Genomic DNA, 16284 nt, shown 5'->3' on the forward strand with positions numbered 1-16284 from the left:
GAAAGAAAAAATATGGAGCGGGTGAAGGGAATCGAACCCTCATCATCAGCTTGGAAGGCTGAGGTTTTACCACTAAACTACACCCGCGAAAGTGGCGCGCCCGGCAGAAGTCGAATCCACAACCTTCTGATCCGTAGTCAGACGCTCTATCCAATTGAGCTACGGGCGCACATCTTATAAAAATAAATGGTGCGGTAGAGAGGACTTGAACCTCCACGGGATTTAACTCCCACTAGGCCCTCAACCTAGCGCGTCTGCCATTCCGCCACTACCGCATGTTAAAAGTGATTCGGTTTTTAAGAAGCTGTTTCGTTCGCTTTCGTTCCAGCGACAAGATTTATTATATAACCTTGTTCGATGAAAGTCAACAACTTTCTTCAACTTTTTTAAAACCGTTTTTTCAAGAGGTGGTGAGCCATGCAGGGCTCGAACCTGCGACCCTCTGATTAAAAGTCAGATGCTCTACCAACTGAGCTAATGGCTCGCATATCATCCTTCAGCCATCGGCTTCAGAATAAATGGCGGTCCCGACGGGAATCGAACCCGCGATCTCCTGCGTGACAGGCAGGCATGTTAACCGCTACACCACGGGACCACCTATGTATGAAAGGGGATGTCCGGACAGCCGGCAACCCTGCCGTCCGTTCCCTTATGATGACCCCTACGGGATTCGAACCCGTGTTACCGCCGTGAAAGGGCGGTGTCTTAACCGCTTGACCAAGGGGCCATATTCAGTGTCTCAAGATCGCTTCAGCCGCTCAGGCTTTCGTGTGATCTCTTGTCGACTTGTCCTATTATAGGGGGCATATGAAAATACGTCAACACTTTTCGCCAAGTTTTTTATAAAAATATCAAAACCCTTGCCGCACAACGGTTTTCACCGTCCGGCAAGGGCTGATCCCATCAATTCTCATCAACTTTTTGAATGCGGCCCCGACATTTTCCGCAGCGGTAGCGACCCGTATCCATCCGGATCTTCCTCACATAGGATTGGCCGCAGTCCGTGCATCGGTACAGATGCTTCGCTTTCCTCCTGGCCGGCTCCCTGATGACGGAACAGTGTCTCGGCGCACCTGTCTGCCTGAGCAGCTCCCGGAAGTCCCGGTCGCGGTGACGGTATCCCTTTCCTTCTATATGAAGGTGATAGTGGCATAGCTCATGCTTGATGATGCCGGTCAGCTCGTCCAGGCCGTATTTCCTGTAGGCTTCCGGGTTGATTTCGATATCATGGTCGTGAAGCCGGTACCTGCCGCCCGTGGTGCGCAGCCTCGGGTTAAAGAACACCCTGTGCCGGAAAGGGCGACCGAACAATTCCCGCGAGATCGATTCGGTCAAAAGCTGGAGTTCCCGTTCATCCACGGCGGCTCCCGCTTCCCTTCTTTTCTGCAGGATCAATCATCGTCAGGGATATCTTAGAGGCGGCAGGATCGACCGATTCGATCCATACAGCCACAGTGTCTCCCGGCTGCACGATCTCTCCAGGGTCATTCACCCGTACGGGCGCCATCTTGGAAATATGGACGAGCCCGTCTTTCTCCGCTCCGACGTCCACAAAAGCTCCATATGGCTGCAGCCGCCGCACGCGGCCCTTCACCTGTGTTCCCGGCTCAAGTTCGGTGAGTTTTTTTGCCTGGCGCTTCCGTTCCTTCGGCTGGCGTCTCCGTTCTCCGTCACGCTTTTTCTTTTCTTCTTCCTGTTCCGGGGTGAGGCGGGTGAGGGAAATCCGCCCTTTTTCCTGATCAACATCATCGATGATGACGGTGACAACGTCTCCCGGAGCCATCATATCCAGAGGATGGCGGACCCGCCCGGTGCTCATCTTGGTGACATGCAGCAGGCCGTCCTCCCCTACGCCGATATCGATGAATGCACCGAAGTCCACGACGTTGCGGACTGTCCCTTCCATTTCCATGCCGCGCTTCAGGTCCTTGAGCGTCAGTACTTCCTTCCTGAGGAGCGGCTGCGGGAATTCATCGCGGGGATCCCGCTTCGGCCTGCTCAGCGTCTCGATGATGTCCCGGACAGTCACTTCCCCCGCTCCGGCAGCTGCCGCCACTTCTTTTGCATCAAGGCGGGAAAGTGCTTCCGATGCATGTGCCGTTCCGATTTCCTTCTTGTCCAGTCCCGCCGCCTGCAGGATCTCTTCCGCAAGAGCGTAGCTTTCCGGGTGGACACCGGTGGCATCCAGCGGGTTTTTTGCCCCGGGGACGCGCAGGAAACCGATCGCCTGCTCGTACGTCTTGGCACCAAGACGGGGTACTTTTTTCAGTTGTGTTCGCGAGCTGAATCGTCCGAGTTCGTCACGGGCCGCAACGATGTTGTCCGCAACCGTGCGGGACAGACCGGATACGTGCTGCAGCAGCGACGCAGATGCAGTGTTCACGTCGACTCCGACCCGGTTCACTGCGGTCTCGACGACAAAGTCCAGCTGCTCCCCGAGATTTTTCTGGGAGACGTCATGCTGATACTGGCCGACTCCGACCGACTTCGGCTCGATCTTCACCAGTTCGGACAAAGGATCCTGCAGCCGGCGCGCAATCGAAACGGCACTTCTCTGCTCGACCTGAAGGTCCGGAAATTCACGGCGCGCTTCTTCAGAGGCGGAATAGACACTTGCTCCCGCTTCGTTGACGATCACGTACGACGCTCCCCCATCCGTCTCCTTTAGGCAGTCCGCGATAAACTGCTCGGTTTCGCGGGATGCCGTCCCATTGCCGATCGCGATGATGGAAACCGGATACTTGCGGAGAAGCTCAAGCACTTTCTTCTTCGCTCCTTCCGTATCCGATGACGTATGCGGATAAATGACACCGAGCTCAAGCAAACGGCCTGTATCGCTCACGACTGCCAGCTTGCAGCCGGTCCTGTAGGCAGGGTCTACACCGAGGACGGTCTTGCCTCTCATCGGCGGCTGCAGCAAAAGGCGCTTCAGGTTTTCGGAGAAGATCCTGATTGCCTGCTCTTCCGCCTTCTCGGTCAGTTCTCCGCGGATTTCCCGCTCGATCGAAGGAAGGAGAAGGCGCTTGAAGGCGTCCGACGCCGCTTCTGCCACTTCCGCTGCCGCAGGGGAACCCGGATGGCGGACGTATGAACGGCGGATGTCTTCTGTCAGACGTTCTTCCGGGGCCGCGACCGACACCTTCAGCACGCCTGTCTTCTCGCCGCGGTTCACCGCGAGGACACGGTGCGGCTTGATTTGCCTGACCGGTTCTTCATATTCATAGTACATTTCGAAGACGCCCTTTGGATCTTCGGCATCTTTTTTCCGGGTTGTGACGATCAGTCCGTCGCGCCGGATGGCGTTTCGGATTCTGTCGCGGACCGATGCATCATCGGAGATGCGCTCTGCAATGATGTCCCTCGCACCGGCAAGTGCCGCGTCAGCGTCAGGCACGTCTTTTTCAGCGTCGGCAAACCGGATGGCCAAGCTTTCGGGACGCTCTTTCGTGTCGGTGAGAAGCAGGTCGGCAAGCGGCTCGAGTCCGCGCTCTTTCGCAGCTGTCGCCCGGGTCTTCCGCTTTTTCTGATAAGGACGGTACAAGTCCTCCACCCGCTGCAGCACATCGGCGGCGCGGATCGCTTTTTCCAGTTCGCTGTCCAGTTTTCCCTGTTCCGAAATGATGCGGATGACTTCCTCTTTCCGCTCCTCCAGCTGGGCAAGATAACGATGGGCGTCCTCGACCGCTTTGATCTGCACTTCATCGAGTTCGCCCGTCGCTTCTTTCCGGTACCGGGCGATGAACGGTACGGTCTTGCCCTCGGCGAGCAGGCCGATGACCGCCTGGGCCTGCGCCGGGCGCACGCCCGCCCGACCCGCCGCTTTCTGGATCAATTCTTTTTCCTGCATCTCTCTCACCCTTTCGTTCCATTGCCTATACCCGTCCACTTTATCATAAACGGCACTTTGCACGGCAGGTCGGCATTAAAAATTCCGAACGGTATGCAAGGGGCTCTGATTGTTAAGCAGACCACTTTGAATGTTAAGGAAAGCACCCTGAATGTTAAGCAAAATAAACCACAATGACCTAAAAAAAGCCCGCTCCGCGGATTTAGCGGAGCAGGCTTCCTGCGATATAGGTGGCATCATCGCCGTGCTTAAGGGTATCAAACACTTTTTTATAAAGGTCGTACGGTCCGGCGCTGTTCTGCATGAACGCCTTCGGGCTGCGGATATCCACGCCGTCGGAATGCAGAAGAAAAAGGTCTCCCGGGCCGTAGTCATAGCCCTGCGTACGGAGTTTCTGCGGACGGCCGGACAGATAGCCCATCACCGGCAGCGGATAAATCATCTTGTCATCCGAACGCCGGTACAGATAAAACCGTACGTTTCCCACACAGCTGTACTCGATCGTCGACGTCTTGAAGTACGCCTTGATGATCGCGACGGCCGCTCCGCGCTTCTGGTGCATATGCATGTTGCACCGGCTGAGCAGCTGGTCGATCGATTCGTCATGGTGCTTCTCCAGGACCTCCGGAACGATTTCCGCCGATTCCCTCGCGATCGGCCCGTTTCCCAGGCCGTCCGCAATTGCGCACAGAAAATAGTCTTCATTGGTGAAGGTGTAATACACATCACCCGATTCATGGTTTCCCGGCTTGGCTTCCTGGTAGATATACGCTTCCACGCGGTCGTCCTTCACTGTCTTCAAGACGACGCACCACCTGCCGCCGCAATGGCTTCCTGAAGCTTTTTGATCGCCTTTCGCTGAAGCCTGGATACGTGCATCTGCGAAATGCCGAGGCGTTCCCCCGCCTCCTTCTGGCTCATCTGTTCGATATATGTAAACTGGATGATCTGCTTTTCGCGCTCGGACAGGACATTGAGCGCTTCCGCCACGATCAGACGCTGATCCGTCATCTCGTAGCCGTCATCCGTATCCCCGATGATATCGAACAGCGTGACGGTACTTCCGTCTGAATCCGCCTCAAGCGAATGGTCCATGGACAGGGCCTGGTAGCTACGTCCCATCTCCATCGCTTCAAGCACGTCGTCTTCGTCCACTTCGAGATAATCCGCGATCTCCTGCACCTTCGGGGAGCGCTGAAGCTCATTTGTCAGCGTCTCTGCAGCAGACTTGATCTTCGGCCCGAGCTCCTTGATCCTGCGAGGTACATGCACTGCCCATGTCTTGTCGCGGAGGAACCGCTTGATCTCGCCGATGATTGTCGGCACTGCGAACGCCTCAAAACTGCGGCCGTAGTCGGGATCGTAGCGGCGAATGGCGCCGAGCAGCCCGAGCATGCCGACCTGCACGATATCTTCATGGTACGATTTCCCGTTGGAGTATTTGCGGGCGATCGACTGGACCAGCCGTTCATAGTGGAGAACGAGGTTCGTCTGAGCTTCCTCATCGCCGCTTTCCTGGAAAGCCCTGATCCAGTCCAGCACCTGTTCTTTTGATTTGGAATCAGGAGGAGACTGTTTCGACATCCTTTTCCACCTGCTCTCCGCCGAGATATTTGGTCATGAAGACGGTGACCCCTTCGTCGTGGTGGATTTTAATCTCGTCCATCAGCGTTTCGATCAGATAGAGGCCGAGACCCCCTTCCCGGAGGAACATGCCCTCTTCATGATCATGATAAGGTCCCACGCTCTTTTTCGTTTCTTCAAAGTCGAAGCTCTGACCATGGTCGGCCACCATGATCTCCATCCGGTCTTCATACAGTGCGCAGCCGACGACGACTTCGCCTTCCTCGTCGTCTTTGTATGCGTGCTGCACCGCATTCGTAATGGCCTCGCTTGATGCGATCTTCATGTCTTCGATATCGTCATAGGTGAAGCCGAGCCGGCTTGCGAGGCCGGAGATCGTGAGCCGCGCCACGCCCACATACTGGGCCTTGGCCGGTACACGGATCTCCACGTAGTCATACGGTTGCATCATTGAACCCACCTTTATCTTCTTTATGTGCTTCGATATCCATGACCTCGTCGAGACCCGTAATATCGAACAGCCGCTTGAGCCGCGGTGACAGCCCGGTGATTTTCACTTGGCCGCCGCTTTCCTTCACCTGTTTGAAGTAACCGACGAACACACCAAGACCCGTACTATCCATATATTCGACGTCCGAAAGATCGATCTCGGCTTTCATGCCTTCCTTGACAGGATGCTCAGAGAGCTTCTCGCGGAGGACGGGCGCCGTGAACGCATCAATCTCACCGACCACTTTAAAATGCTGTACACTGTTTTCTTCATGCAAATCGACTTGTAGATTCATTTCCACACCTCTTCTTTAATTTCTCAATCTATAATCCAAAACCATAACTCCGTCTGAACACAACATGAAGGCTTTACCCTCACTGAAGAAATTCAAACATCAATTATTCTTTTTTTAAGATCACGAGCGAGAAATCGTCCTGGAGACGGAAGCCCTGCATGCGGTCCAATTCCGCGAAAACGTGTTCCGCCATTTCCTGGGCGGGACGGTCCTTCACACTGCTGATAATGTCAAGGATGGTTTCCTTTTCGACGAAGCCTTCGGGCGTCCGTGCTTCGGTCACCCCGTCGGTCATGATGGCAATGAAATCGTCGCGTTCCAAAGCTACGCTTCCCTCTTCATATCGGGCATCCGGCGATACACCGAGAAGAAGCCCTTTGGCATCAAGTTCCACAAACCGGTTTTCCGACGCCCGGTAATGGAGTGCCGGCTCATGCCCGGCGGATGCATAGGAGAAGGTAGAACTTTTCGCATCATAGCGTCCGTACATCATCGTCACAAACATCGAGTCGTTGACGCTTTTTTCGACGATCCGGTTGATGACCGAAAGGACCCCGGATGGCCCTTCGGACGAATGCTGGACACTGTCCATGCCGAATTTGACCATCGACATGCACAAAGCGGCAGGGATGCCTTTGCCCATGACATCGGCCACGGCCACGCCCGCCTCGTCCATATCGTTCCCGACAAAGTAGATATAATCCCCGCTCATCGTGCGGGAAGGCACGGTCACATAGCCGAGGTCCATGCCCTCAACGACCGGAATCTTCGTTTTGAGGAGCGTCTCCTGCACTTTTGAAGCCACTTCCATCTCCAGCTGCATCTCTTCCTGCCGTTTAACAAGAGACTGGTGTTCCTTTAGCGCGAGACCATAGCGGATCATCATTTCAATCAGGAAGTCGAAAGAATGCCAGACTTTCGACGGAAGACCCGGCAGCACATCCTTGAGGGCGGACTTATGTATGCTGATCACCTCTTCGGGAGAAATGTCCCGCTCGATGAGTTTCCGGCTGAACGCCTCTCCCATATACAAGTTCTGTTCAGATTGATCCTCAAGATATTGCCTCAAAATCTCTTTGTATTCCTTTTCCGTCTGCTGAGGCATCTTTTTTCATCCCCCTGTCAGCGGAGCCACTTAACTGCAGTGATCTTCGTGCCCTTGCCCCGTTCGGTGTCCACTCGGAAGTCGTCCATCAGACGCTTGACTCCCGGCATCCCGGCGCCGAGTCCCCCGGAAGTCGAGTAACCGTCTTCCATCACTTTTCTTACGTCGGGGATGCCCGGGCCTTCGTCGGAAGCGATGATGGCAATTCCGAACAGGCCATCTTCGTTCAGGCGTTCGATCTCAATTTTTCCGGCTCCTGCATATAGATAAATGTTTCTTGCGAGTTCACTGATTGCCGTAGTGATACGGGCCTGGTCAACGGTGCCGAAGCCGACTTTCTTTGCTTCGTTCCGGCCCAGCTGCCGTGCAGCAACAATGTCCCATTCAGTATGGATATCAACTGAAGACCGGTACGCCATCGTCAAGCCTCCAATTCTTGTTGCAATTTGTCCATTCCGTTTTCGAGATCAAGGGCCGTCATGACATTCTCCAGACGGATCCCGAGTTCGATGAGCGTAATGGCGACGGCCGGCTGGATGCCCGTGATGACCACTTTGGCACCCATAAGGCCCGACATACTGATGACGTCGCCGAGCACCTTCGCGATAAAGGAGTCGATAAAGTCAATCGGCGTCAGGTCAATCACGACACCCTTGGCCGATGTGTCATGAAGTTTTTTCAGAAGATCTTCCTGGAATTGAATCGCTGTCTGGTCGTCCAGTTCCCACTGGAGCGAGACAATCAGGATTTCGTTGAGCTTGAGGATCGGGATACGCATGTTCACTGTTCATCCACCTCCACGATTTTTCTGTTTGTCAGCGCGAGCGCTTCCTGCATGCCCCGCTGCAGCGTGCTGGTCGTTGTAAAGTCTTCCAGGCTGATGCCGAGCGCTACGATTGTCTGAGCGATTTCAGGACGGATGCCGACAAGCATGCAGCGCGCGCCGACAAGGCGGACAGCATCTGCAGCCTGGATGATGTGGTGGGCGACCATGGTATCGACGACCGGCACGCCGGTGATGTCGAGCAGCACCACTTCCGCCCGGTGGCGGACAACCCCCTCCAGGAGGTTTTCCATGATGAGCTTGGCGCGTTCCGTATCGATTGTGCCGACAAGCGGCATGACCGAAATTTTATCGAATACAGGAATCAGGGATGCAGACAGTTCCTGCAGGGCAATTTTTTGGAGATTGACTGTGCGCTCCCAGGTGCGGGAGTACATTTCGACGACTTCCTGGCGGAGCGGCTTGATCCAGTTGTTGAGAATGTCAAAATACTCGGCCACATTGCCGTCATCGAGGATTCCCGCCTTGCGGAGCAGATCATAGAGTGTATCCGAGAAGTTCTCGATCGCCTTCATGACAAGCGTGATTGACCAGCCGAGGCGGACGATGCGTTCAGAGAAGTTATGAAGCTTCTCGTCATATTTGGCCGAGTCCTCGGTCAGGCTGGATACGACAAGCTCCGCAAAATCACGGCTTGTCCGCTCAATCACCTCTTCCGGCATGATGTGGAAGAATTTTTCACCATGTTCATCTTTCATGCGAGCTTTCCAACTGTCGATGATCTCTTCGAGGTGAGTCTCGACAAACTGAGGAACTTTTCTATACATGGCTCTGATGGCCCCCTTTTACGGACTGTTCTTTACATTGTAACGAAAATACGGCAGGAACACACTCATTTTGCGAGAGTCGGAGGCCTATACAAAAATTTGGGGTTCGGGATGAGCAGGCGAATCAGGGTGATATACACTCTTCCAACCTCACCGGAACTGCATACCTACCGTTATTATCACACAAAAGCATCAATCAATCGCATTCCAAATGAAGGGATGCTGAAACGAATTTGGGCCGGATAAAATGCACAAAAAAACCGTCCGGCATGCCGGACGGTGTTCTTTTGTGTATGTATACTTAAAATTTCACCAATCCGAGGCTGATTTCAAGCGCCTCTTCCACCTGCCTCATCATTTCTTCGTCCAGATGTGTAATCTTGTCGGAAAGGCGGGATTTGTCAATTGTCCGGACTTGCTCAAGCAAGACGACGGAGTTTTTGTCCAATCCGTACCGTACCGCATCGATTTCCACATGGGTGGGCAGTTTGGCTTTCTGTATCTGGGCCGTGATGGCTGCGACGATCACAGTGGGGCTGAACCGATTGCCGATATCGTTCTGAATAACCAGGACGGGCCGTTTCCCGCCCTGTTCAGAACCTTTCACCGGCGACAGATCTGCAAAGAAAATGTCCCCGCGTTTTATGGCCAAAATCTCATCCTCCGATTACGAGTTGCGCCACGCGTGCTCCGCTTCGTATTCCGCGTACAAACATTCGGAAGCGATCGAAAGATTGATCTGCGACATCTCCACGTAGCCTTTAACGATGGCTTCCCGTATAAGATTTGGTTGTTCCTTCCGTGTCCTCCGGGTCGTCGTCAGATAGACGTACCCATCCTGCTCTGCTCGGTCGTAGGCGACGGAATCCCCGTCACACTGAAGCATCCTCTTCGGGATCTTCACCACGACTTCTTTTGTCTCTTTCTCTGCCACAGCAAACACCTCCGACGCAGCCATTCAACAAATTTCTATCCCATCATACCATCGGACAGACCTGTTGAAAAGACACGTTCGGAAAGAATGCGACAAAATCCCTGCCATAATCGGCTTCTCCTGTCGGAAATTGTCGGGCCGTGTTGGGGTTAGTATTCCCCGCGTCCCTGCAAATAAACTCTCGGAATCCGCTTGGACAAGGTGACGACGACCTCGTAGGGAATCGTCCCGAGCCGTTTCGCCCATTCGTCCGGCCGGATCTCTTCCCCGCCCTGTCTTCCGAGGAGGACAACAGGCTCTCCGGGCTCCATTTCACGCGGCAGCCGGACCATGGACTGGTCCATGCAGATGCGGCCGACCACCGGGCAGCGGCGGCCGCCGATCAGCACATCCTGTCCGCCGAGGCCCCTGAGGAAACCGTCCGCGTAACCGATCGGAAGCGTCCCGACCCATTCATCGCCGGAAGCCTGGTAGGTCGCACCGTAGCTGACGGTGTCCCCCCGGCCGATCCGCTTCACATGGACGAGCTCGGTCGAAAGCGTCAGGGCAGGACTCAGCGGGAACGGCAGGTGCTCCCCGACAAAACCGGACGGTGCGATGCCGTACATCGAGATGCCGAGACGCACCGCATCGAACCTGCACTCCGGATGCATGAACGTGGCCGCACTGTTTGAAGCATGCACAAGGCGCGGCCGTTCCGGCAGCATCGCCACCGCTTCCCGGAATCCGGATGCCTGCTTTCTCCACACCTCATTGTCCGGCTCGTCTGCCGTCGCGAAATGGGTAAAGACGCCGTCAACCCTGATTTTCGCCGCCCGGGCGGCCCTGTACATCCGAATGAGGTCCTCCCCGCTCCGGACGCCGATCCGCCCCATTCCGGTGTCGACCTTCAGATGGACCCGGAGCGGGCGGGCAAAATCAGGCGCGTCGGCAGCGACCTGCTCCATCCAGGCCGGCGAGTCCGCAGTGATGATGATGTCCTTTTCCGCCGCAACACGCGCGAACGGAACAGGGGAGGCGCCCAGAAGCAGAATGTCAGCTTCCAGGCCCGCCTCCCTGAGTTCCACCGCTTCATCCGGAGTGGCGACCGCGAGCATCAGTGCGCCCGCTTCAAGTGCCGCCTCCGCGACCCGGGCAGCGCCGTGTCCGTAGCCGTCCGCCTTGACGACGGCGATCACGCCGGTGTCCGGACCGGCCATGCGCGCCGTGTTCCGGACATTTTCCCGGATCGCCTCCAGATTGACGGCCGCCACTGTCGGCCGTCCCCATTTCATCTGTTCCATTTCCCCGTTCTCCCTTCCGAACTGACGGATATCTCTTGATCGTTTTCATTATCCGCCCGGAGGGAGAATGACGTCAATACTCCCGGGTCACTTCTGTTCCGCTTCGATCATCGATGTCGCGACTTCCACCATTTCTTCCCGTGTCAGGCCGTTGGAGGCGAGGAAGTAGGACACGCCGCCCTGTTCCCAGCTGACCGAATTGTCGGTGATCGCGCCGATCGTAAAGCCGAGGTGTGCCGGATCCCCTTCCGCGAATACCGGAACGAGCGCTTCCTGAGGAGACTTTGCATGCTGCTGGACGATGACGAACTCTTTCTCGCCGCCGTATGTCAGGTAGACGCGCTTGTCGTCTCCGTTTCCTACGACTTCTTCCTCAAGCAGGTCGACGCCTTCCCATTTCAGCAGCGGATAGGATGTGCGGAATTCCTCACCATCCAATTCGGCACCCGCTTCTCCATCTCCTTCTTCCTTGCCTTCTTCGTCAGATGCACCGTCCTGCTCTTCCGTGGTGCCTTCCTGGTCTTCGCCTTCTGCTTCTTCTTCCGTCACATCGGTGTCATCCGCGGATCCTTCCGCGCCTTCCGGTGCCTTCGAATGCTTTTCCACCGCATAGTCGCCGGCTCCGCGTTCCGTGCCGAGAGAAATTTTCTCGAATGTAATCTTCATCTGTTCTTCTTTGTTTTCATTCAGCACCGACACTTTCACAGGGAGGAGCGATTTCTTGTCGATGTGGATCCGCTGGTAAGGAAGCATCTTCCGGTGGTTGTTCCGGGTTGCCGTTTCAAAGATGTACTCCTTGTCTTCTTCCTTCATCACCGCATCCTTGTCCGCCCGGATGTCTTCCGCAAGCGCGCCGATCAGGTAGGCCTGGCTGTTTTTCTCAGGCCAGTCACTCTGGAATTTGTACGTCTTGCCGATTGAAGGCGTGACGACAAACACCCCATCCTTGTTGCGGAGGATCATCTGGGACTCCTTGGAGCCCTCCTGGGTCACATTGACCCGGTAGTAGTCCGGCTTCGTGTGCCACACTTCCACGTCATACAGCCTTGGCTCATCGCCGGTCTTGATCTCCATGACGGCAGTGAGTTCATAGCCTTTTGCATCCGTCCATTTGCCGCTCAGCTTTTTCATGACGTCTTCCTTCGACTGTGACCCGCATGCCGCTAGCAGCAAAGCGAGCACGATGAGCATACCTGCGAATATCCGGCTCCGCAATTCCTTCACCCTTTCTCATTTCGCTCCTGTGGAACATCCTATGAGAGAGGGGCCAAGTTTATTCGGACAGGGCTGCCGGGAATCCGGTGAGGATAACCTGGGCGGCGGCATACTCACGTGTATGAGTGATGGACACGAAGCCCGGCGCCGGCTTTCCCCTAAAATACAGCAGCGGCCGGCCTTCTTCACCGGAAAGCACACTGATGTCACCGAACGCGCATGACGCGCCGATGCCGGTGCCGAGCGCTTTTGCAAATGCCTCCTTGGCGGCAAACCGCCCGGCAAGGTATTCGGTCCTTCTGGTGCCTCCTAGCTGCTCATATCTCTCCAATTCTGCTCCGCTCAGGATCCTCCGGCGGAAGCGGTCACTCCGGCCGTCCGCCTGCCGGATCCTGTCCATCTCCACAATATCAAGCCCGATTCCCGTAATCATCCGTTCTCCCCGCTTTCTGGACCGCACCAAACGCGGTATACTGTTCTTATGTAAATTGAGGTGAAACCATGTTTATCAGAAGAGAAAGCTTCTCCGAGTACATCCGGCTGTATCCGGTCGTCTCGGCGCTGATCGCGATCAATGTGATCATCTACATCCTGACCATCCTTCCGGGCATCGGCGACCTGGTCATGTTTTACGGCATGGGCATCAACCGGCTGATCGCGGACGGCGACTGGTGGCGCTTTGTCACCCCGATGTTCCTGCACGCCGGCCTTATGCACGTCCTATTCAACATGTTCGCCCTGTTCCTGTTCGGCCCCGAGCTTGAGCGGCTCGCCGGCAAGGTGCGGTTCGTGAACCTGTTTTTCCTGGCCGGCCTGTTCGGCAATGTGGCCTCCTACTTCCTGCATGACGCTTCCTACGCCTATGTCGGCGCAAGCGGCGCCATCTACGGGATCTTCGGTGCTTTCGGTGCGTTCGTCTACCACACAAAAGGCGCGTTTCCCCAGATCCGGCAGATTATCCTGCCGATCATCGTCATCAGCGTGATCATGACGTTCCTGACACCGAACATCAACATCACCGCGCACCTCACGGGCCTGGCCGTCGGATTCATCATCGGCCTCAGCTACTTCCACCCGAAGAATATCACAAGCTGGCGCAATAAGCGCCGCTAATACCGGACCTTCCTGCAGCAGCGGGAAGGTTTTTCAGGTAAAGCAATTTGAAAGCACACGCCTTAAGCAAAGATTCCGATTGTCCGGAATGCCATATTGAATTCTTCATTAACAATCCGCTCAAGGAACGGTTGACTTTATCCAACTACCCGACTATACTTTCAGCAAGTTGAAAAATTCATATTATTAATCTTTCTTATCCAGAGAGGTGGAGGGACTGACCCTGTGAAGCCTCAGCAACCAGCGAACTTTTGCATGGTGCTAATTTCAGAGGGATACAGTCGCATCCCGAAGATGAGAAGACAGTCGGATGAAAGCGCGTGTCGCCAGTGCTTACCGTTTGGGCTCTTCTCTGTTTTTCCGGGGAAGAGCCCTTTGCATCTCACAAGGGATGGAGCCTCTCAGTGTGCCGGCAGAAATACGTGCTTCCTGCCGCCTTAATCCCTACTAATCAGGTAAAAATTATTAACTTTAATTTCGAAAGGATGTTCTTCATGACAGAAATCGTTATTCTCTCAGGGAGCCCGAACAGGTCATCAAGGTCCGACCGCGTACTTGGATATATTGGAGAACTTTTAAAAGCGAAGAATTTTAGCGTCAGCCACCTATCCGTAACAGATATTCCGCCGGAAGTGCTGTTCCATGCCGACTTCAATCACCCGTCGATCAAAGGCGCAACTGAACAAATCCGCAATGCGAAAGGCCTGATCGTCGGCTCCCCCGTCTACAAAGCATCCTACACTGGGGTCCTGAAGGCGTTCATCGACCTCCTGCCAATGGATGTGCTGGAGTCGAAGCCCGTGCTGCCCCTGATGACCGGAGGCAGTTCTGCCCATCTTCTCGCCCTTGAGTACGCGCTTAAGCCCCTCCTCGCCAACTTGAAGGGACACCCGCTAAAGGGGATTTACCTCGTTGACAGCGAGATTGACAAAGAACTGGACATTCCGATTCTGGACACGGATGCGCTTCAGAGAATCGATAAGCAGACCGGCTACTTTGCGGAGCTTATCACTAGGCAGCAAGTGACACTTTGATTTACAGAAAAATCATTTGAGACCGATTGGCGGACTTTAAATCTGGAGGTAAATTTTCATGACTTTAAAACTTGGTATTTTAGATCAGAGCCCTGTTTTCCCTGAATCGTCGGCGGAACAGGCGTTAAAGCAAACGGTGAGCCTTGCCCGGAAAGCGGAAGAATGGGGGTACAGTCGTTTTTGGGTTTCCGAACACCACCATTCCCAGGATGTTGCGGGTTCTTCCCCGGAAGTGCTGATTTCGTACTTGGCGGCAAAAACCGAATCAATCCGTATCGGTTCCGGTGGAGTGATGCTCCAGCATTATAGTCCTTACAAGGTGGCGGAAAACTTCAACCTTCTCTCCTCCCTGGCGCCGGGACGGGTTGACTTAGGAGTCGGAAAAGCACCCGGCGGCCTTCCGTTATCCACTAAGGCATTGCAATTCGGAACGGTGAACGACGGGAAGGATTTTGACGAGCGTTTATCGCTGTTGAAACAATTGGTTGAAGACTCCGTCCCTGAAGGTCACCCGCTTGACGGTATCCAGGCCACCCCGCTTCCGACGGAGAAACCTGAAATCTTCTTGTTGGGCGCCAGCCCGAATAGTGCAAAGTTGGCGGCAAGCCTTGGCGTCGGCTTTGTATTTGCCCTATTCATTAATAATAATCGCGAAATTCTTGGGGAAGCCGCCAATGAATATCGCCGGCTGCTTCCCGGCGGAAACATCATGGTCGCAGCGCATGTCCTCGCCGCTCCGACACAAGAAGAAGCAGAAAAACTTGCCGCAGATCAGAAAATCGTAAAAGTCCGTCTCCAGGACGGACGTTCGGTAACAGTTGTCACAGTCGAACAAGCACATTCTTTCGGAGAGCAGGCCGGCATCCCATACGAGATTGAAGAACAGCAGGCCAATATCATTGCCGGAACACCCGACTATGTGACGGGGATTTTAAGCGAACTTCAACAGGCCCATCAGATTGATGAATTCATCCTGCATACCGCCCTGCCGAAAGCAGAAGATAGGACCCGTTCATTCCAATTGCTGAGTCCTCAATCTACAAATGCCCGCTTTGAGGTAGAAGAACAAGAAAACAACGTCCAATCGGTTTAAGCAGCTCAAATTTAATGTCCGGGATATGGGAGCATTGACTGGCGTGCGACGACTTTCACACGTTAGAATGCTTCCTGTTTTAACCCCTAATCCCTACTATTTCAGTTTATTTAATTGCCTATGAATTCAAAGGAGGCCCTCTCATGATCCAAGCGATTATTATCGAGGAACTTACGGATGAACATAAAGAAGCTGTCCAGCAATTGTTGGTCGAGAGCTACGCTCAGTATAAGCATTCAGTCGAAGACGAAGAATTTTGGAATTTATACGTACAGGGAATGGTCGATTCCGTGAACAGCCCGCATGTGGACCGGATTTTAGTTGCAAAGGACGGCGATGAGATCCTCGGCACAGTCCAGCTTTTTGAAAACGCAAAGAACTCTTATGAAGGGATGGGGATGGAAATCACCATTACAGATCCCTTCATTCGTTTGTTGGCCGTTCATCCAAAAGCGAGGGGCAAAGGTATTGCACAGGAATTATTAAAAGCCTGCCTCTTATATGGCAAGGAAAAAAACGCGGATTCCGTCTATTTGTTCACAGGCGAGATCATGGAAAAAGCTATCCAGCTGTATGAACGCTTCGGGTTCAAACGCGACAGTCAGCATGAATTTGAAAATGCCGGCAGCTACACCAGATGCTATCGGTACGATTTATAAGGTACAGCAGAAAACCTGAAA

General features: G+C 54.4%; 17 protein-coding genes, 6 tRNA genes, 3 pseudogenes and 1 riboswitch. Of the genes and pseudogenes, 4 read left to right on the forward strand and 22 right to left on the reverse strand.

Translation table 11 applies throughout. The annotated features are described in order from the left end of the window. Window positions 1–13 precede the first annotated feature (13 nt). The 22 genes and pseudogenes from C772_RS15350 to acpS all read right to left on the reverse strand — a co-directional run bounded on the left by C772_RS15350 (window position 14) and on the right by acpS (window position 12797). Window positions 14–87, reverse strand: a tRNA-Gly gene (locus C772_RS15350). Window positions 88–92: 5 nt separating this feature from the next. Then, a tRNA-Arg gene (locus C772_RS15355) sits at window positions 93–169 on the reverse strand. Window positions 170–187: 18 nt separating this feature from the next. After that, window positions 188–275, reverse strand: a tRNA-Leu gene (locus C772_RS15360). A 133-nt stretch (window positions 276–408) separates the two neighbouring features. Further along, a tRNA-Lys gene (locus C772_RS15365) sits at window positions 409–484 on the reverse strand. Window positions 485–519: 35 nt separating this feature from the next. Further along, window positions 520–595, reverse strand: a tRNA-Asp gene (locus C772_RS15370). A 60-nt stretch (window positions 596–655) separates the two neighbouring features. Continuing rightward, window positions 656–727: transfer RNA gene (locus C772_RS15375), tRNA-Glu, on the reverse strand. Window positions 728–903: 176 nt separating this feature from the next. Beyond that, a complete protein-coding gene (locus C772_RS15380; protein WP_008301447.1) occupies window positions 904–1359 on the reverse strand; it encodes a SprT family protein in 456 nt (151 codons plus the stop codon). Then, a pseudogene (locus C772_RS16910) lies at window positions 1352–1600 on the reverse strand (S1 RNA-binding domain-containing protein); the annotation flags it as partial. The gene C772_RS15380 and the pseudogene C772_RS16910, both read right to left, overlap by 8 nt. 93 nt (window positions 1601–1693) lie before the next feature. After that, window positions 1694–3847: pseudogene (locus C772_RS15385) on the reverse strand (Tex family protein); the annotation flags it as partial. Window positions 3848–4049: 202 nt separating this feature from the next. Next, the gene (locus C772_RS15390; protein WP_008301451.1) at window positions 4050–4649 is read right to left on the reverse strand and encodes a PP2C family serine/threonine-protein phosphatase; all 600 of its coding nucleotides are present in this window, start codon (window positions 4647–4649) and stop codon (window positions 4050–4052) included. Beyond that, on the reverse strand, window positions 4646–5431 hold the full coding sequence (gene sigB, locus C772_RS15395; RefSeq protein ID WP_008301452.1) for an RNA polymerase sigma factor SigB: 786 nt from the start codon (window positions 5429–5431) through the stop codon (window positions 4646–4648). The genes C772_RS15390 and sigB overlap by 4 nt, the downstream gene beginning before the upstream one ends. Beyond that, window positions 5409–5879 carry an anti-sigma B factor RsbW gene (gene rsbW, locus C772_RS15400; RefSeq protein WP_035002659.1) on the reverse strand — a complete coding sequence of 157 codons (471 nt, stop codon included), beginning with the start codon at window positions 5877–5879 and terminating at the stop codon, window positions 5409–5411. The genes sigB and rsbW overlap by 23 nt, the downstream gene beginning before the upstream one ends. After that, window positions 5866–6216 (reverse strand): STAS domain-containing protein, encoded by a 351-nt coding sequence (locus C772_RS15405; RefSeq protein WP_008301455.1) that lies wholly within the window; start codon window positions 6214–6216, stop codon window positions 5866–5868. Before C772_RS15405 ends, rsbW begins: the two co-directional genes overlap by 14 nt. 103 nt (window positions 6217–6319) lie before the next feature. After that, window positions 6320–7321, reverse strand: a complete 1002-nt coding sequence (locus C772_RS15410; RefSeq protein WP_008301456.1) for a PP2C family protein-serine/threonine phosphatase — start codon at window positions 7319–7321, stop codon at window positions 6320–6322. Window positions 7322–7338: 17 nt separating this feature from the next. After that, entirely contained in the window at window positions 7339–7740 is a 402-nt protein-coding gene (locus C772_RS15415; protein ID WP_008301457.1) for an anti-sigma regulatory factor, read from the reverse strand. A gap of 2 nt (window positions 7741–7742) precedes the next feature. Beyond that, window positions 7743–8105, reverse strand: coding sequence for an STAS domain-containing protein (locus tag C772_RS15420; RefSeq protein WP_008301458.1), 363 nt, complete (start codon window positions 8103–8105; stop codon window positions 7743–7745). Further along, window positions 8102–8932 (reverse strand): RsbT co-antagonist protein RsbRA, encoded by an 831-nt coding sequence (locus C772_RS15425; protein ID WP_008301459.1) that lies wholly within the window; start codon window positions 8930–8932, stop codon window positions 8102–8104. The genes C772_RS15420 and C772_RS15425 overlap by 4 nt, the downstream gene beginning before the upstream one ends. Before the next feature lie 301 nt (window positions 8933–9233). Continuing rightward, entirely contained in the window at window positions 9234–9584 is a 351-nt protein-coding gene (locus C772_RS15430) for a type II toxin-antitoxin system PemK/MazF family toxin (RefSeq protein WP_008301460.1), read from the reverse strand. 4 nt (window positions 9585–9588) lie between these two features. Further along, window positions 9589–9875, reverse strand: a pseudogene (locus C772_RS15435) (transcriptional regulator). Between the two features lie 140 nt (window positions 9876–10015). Then, on the reverse strand, window positions 10016–11149 hold the full coding sequence (alr, locus tag C772_RS15440; RefSeq protein WP_008301462.1) for an alanine racemase: 1134 nt from the start codon (window positions 11147–11149) through the stop codon (window positions 10016–10018). An 87-nt stretch (window positions 11150–11236) separates the two neighbouring features. Beyond that, window positions 11237–12340 carry a LolA family protein gene (locus C772_RS15445; protein ID WP_008301463.1) on the reverse strand — a complete coding sequence of 368 codons (1104 nt, stop codon included), beginning with the start codon at window positions 12338–12340 and terminating at the stop codon, window positions 11237–11239. A gap of 82 nt (window positions 12341–12422) precedes the next feature. After that, window positions 12423–12797, reverse strand: coding sequence for a holo-ACP synthase (gene acpS / locus C772_RS15450; protein WP_008301464.1), 375 nt, complete (start codon window positions 12795–12797; stop codon window positions 12423–12425). A gap of 68 nt (window positions 12798–12865) precedes the next feature. Here acpS and C772_RS15455 point away from each other — a divergent pair, with 68 nt between their 5' ends. From C772_RS15455 to C772_RS15470, 4 genes are all read left to right on the forward strand, one after another. After that, entirely contained in the window at window positions 12866–13477 is a 612-nt protein-coding gene (locus tag C772_RS15455; RefSeq protein WP_008301467.1) for a rhomboid family intramembrane serine protease, read from the forward strand. 193 nt (window positions 13478–13670) lie between these two features. Continuing rightward, a riboswitch (SAM riboswitch) is annotated at window positions 13671–13778 on the forward strand. A gap of 193 nt (window positions 13779–13971) precedes the next feature. Next, window positions 13972–14511 carry an NADPH-dependent FMN reductase gene (gene ssuE, locus C772_RS15460; RefSeq protein ID WP_008301468.1) on the forward strand — a complete coding sequence of 180 codons (540 nt, stop codon included), beginning with the start codon at window positions 13972–13974 and terminating at the stop codon, window positions 14509–14511. A 58-nt stretch (window positions 14512–14569) separates the two neighbouring features. Further along, a complete protein-coding gene (locus C772_RS15465) occupies window positions 14570–15604 on the forward strand; it encodes an LLM class flavin-dependent oxidoreductase (protein WP_008301469.1) in 1035 nt (344 codons plus the stop codon). A 143-nt stretch (window positions 15605–15747) separates the two neighbouring features. After that, window positions 15748–16263 carry a GNAT family N-acetyltransferase gene (locus C772_RS15470; RefSeq protein ID WP_008301470.1) on the forward strand — a complete coding sequence of 172 codons (516 nt, stop codon included), beginning with the start codon at window positions 15748–15750 and terminating at the stop codon, window positions 16261–16263. Window positions 16264–16284: the final 21 nt, after the last annotated feature.

The organism is Bhargavaea cecembensis DSE10 (assembly GCF_000348905.1).
In the GTDB taxonomy this organism is placed as follows: domain Bacteria; phylum Bacillota; class Bacilli; order Bacillales_A; family Planococcaceae; genus Bhargavaea; species Bhargavaea cecembensis.

What these genes read in the sequence shown, in the direction of transcription:
- sigB (WP_008301452.1), bottom strand. Translation starts at nt 5,431, where the DNA reads ATGTCGAAACAGTCTCCTCCTGATTCCAAATCAAAAGAACAGGTGCTG.
- rsbW (WP_035002659.1), bottom strand. Translation starts at nt 5,879, where the DNA reads ATGCAACCGTATGACTACGTGGAGATCCGTGTACCGGCCAAGGCCCAG.
- C772_RS15405 (WP_008301455.1), bottom strand. Translation starts at nt 6,216, where the DNA reads ATGAATCTACAAGTCGATTTGCATGAAGAAAACAGTGTACAGCATTTT.
- C772_RS15410 (WP_008301456.1), bottom strand. Translation starts at nt 7,321, where the DNA reads ATGCCTCAGCAGACGGAAAAGGAATACAAAGAGATTTTGAGGCAATAT.
- C772_RS15415 (WP_008301457.1), bottom strand. Translation starts at nt 7,740, where the DNA reads ATGGCGTACCGGTCTTCAGTTGATATCCATACTGAATGGGACATTGTT.
- C772_RS15425 (WP_008301459.1), bottom strand. Translation starts at nt 8,932, where the DNA reads ATGTATAGAAAAGTTCCTCAGTTTGTCGAGACTCACCTCGAAGAGATC.
- alr (WP_008301462.1), bottom strand. Translation starts at nt 11,149, where the DNA reads ATGGAACAGATGAAATGGGGACGGCCGACAGTGGCGGCCGTCAATCTG.
- C772_RS15445 (WP_008301463.1), bottom strand. Translation starts at nt 12,340, where the DNA reads ATGCTCATCGTGCTCGCTTTGCTGCTAGCGGCATGCGGGTCACAGTCG.
- acpS (WP_008301464.1), bottom strand. Translation starts at nt 12,797, where the DNA reads ATGATTACGGGAATCGGGCTTGATATTGTGGAGATGGACAGGATCCGG.
- C772_RS15455 (WP_008301467.1), top strand. Translation starts at nt 12,866, where the DNA reads ATGTTTATCAGAAGAGAAAGCTTCTCCGAGTACATCCGGCTGTATCCG.
- ssuE (WP_008301468.1), top strand. Translation starts at nt 13,972, where the DNA reads ATGACAGAAATCGTTATTCTCTCAGGGAGCCCGAACAGGTCATCAAGG.
- C772_RS15465 (WP_008301469.1), top strand. Translation starts at nt 14,570, where the DNA reads ATGACTTTAAAACTTGGTATTTTAGATCAGAGCCCTGTTTTCCCTGAA.
- C772_RS15470 (WP_008301470.1), top strand. Translation starts at nt 15,748, where the DNA reads ATGATCCAAGCGATTATTATCGAGGAACTTACGGATGAACATAAAGAA.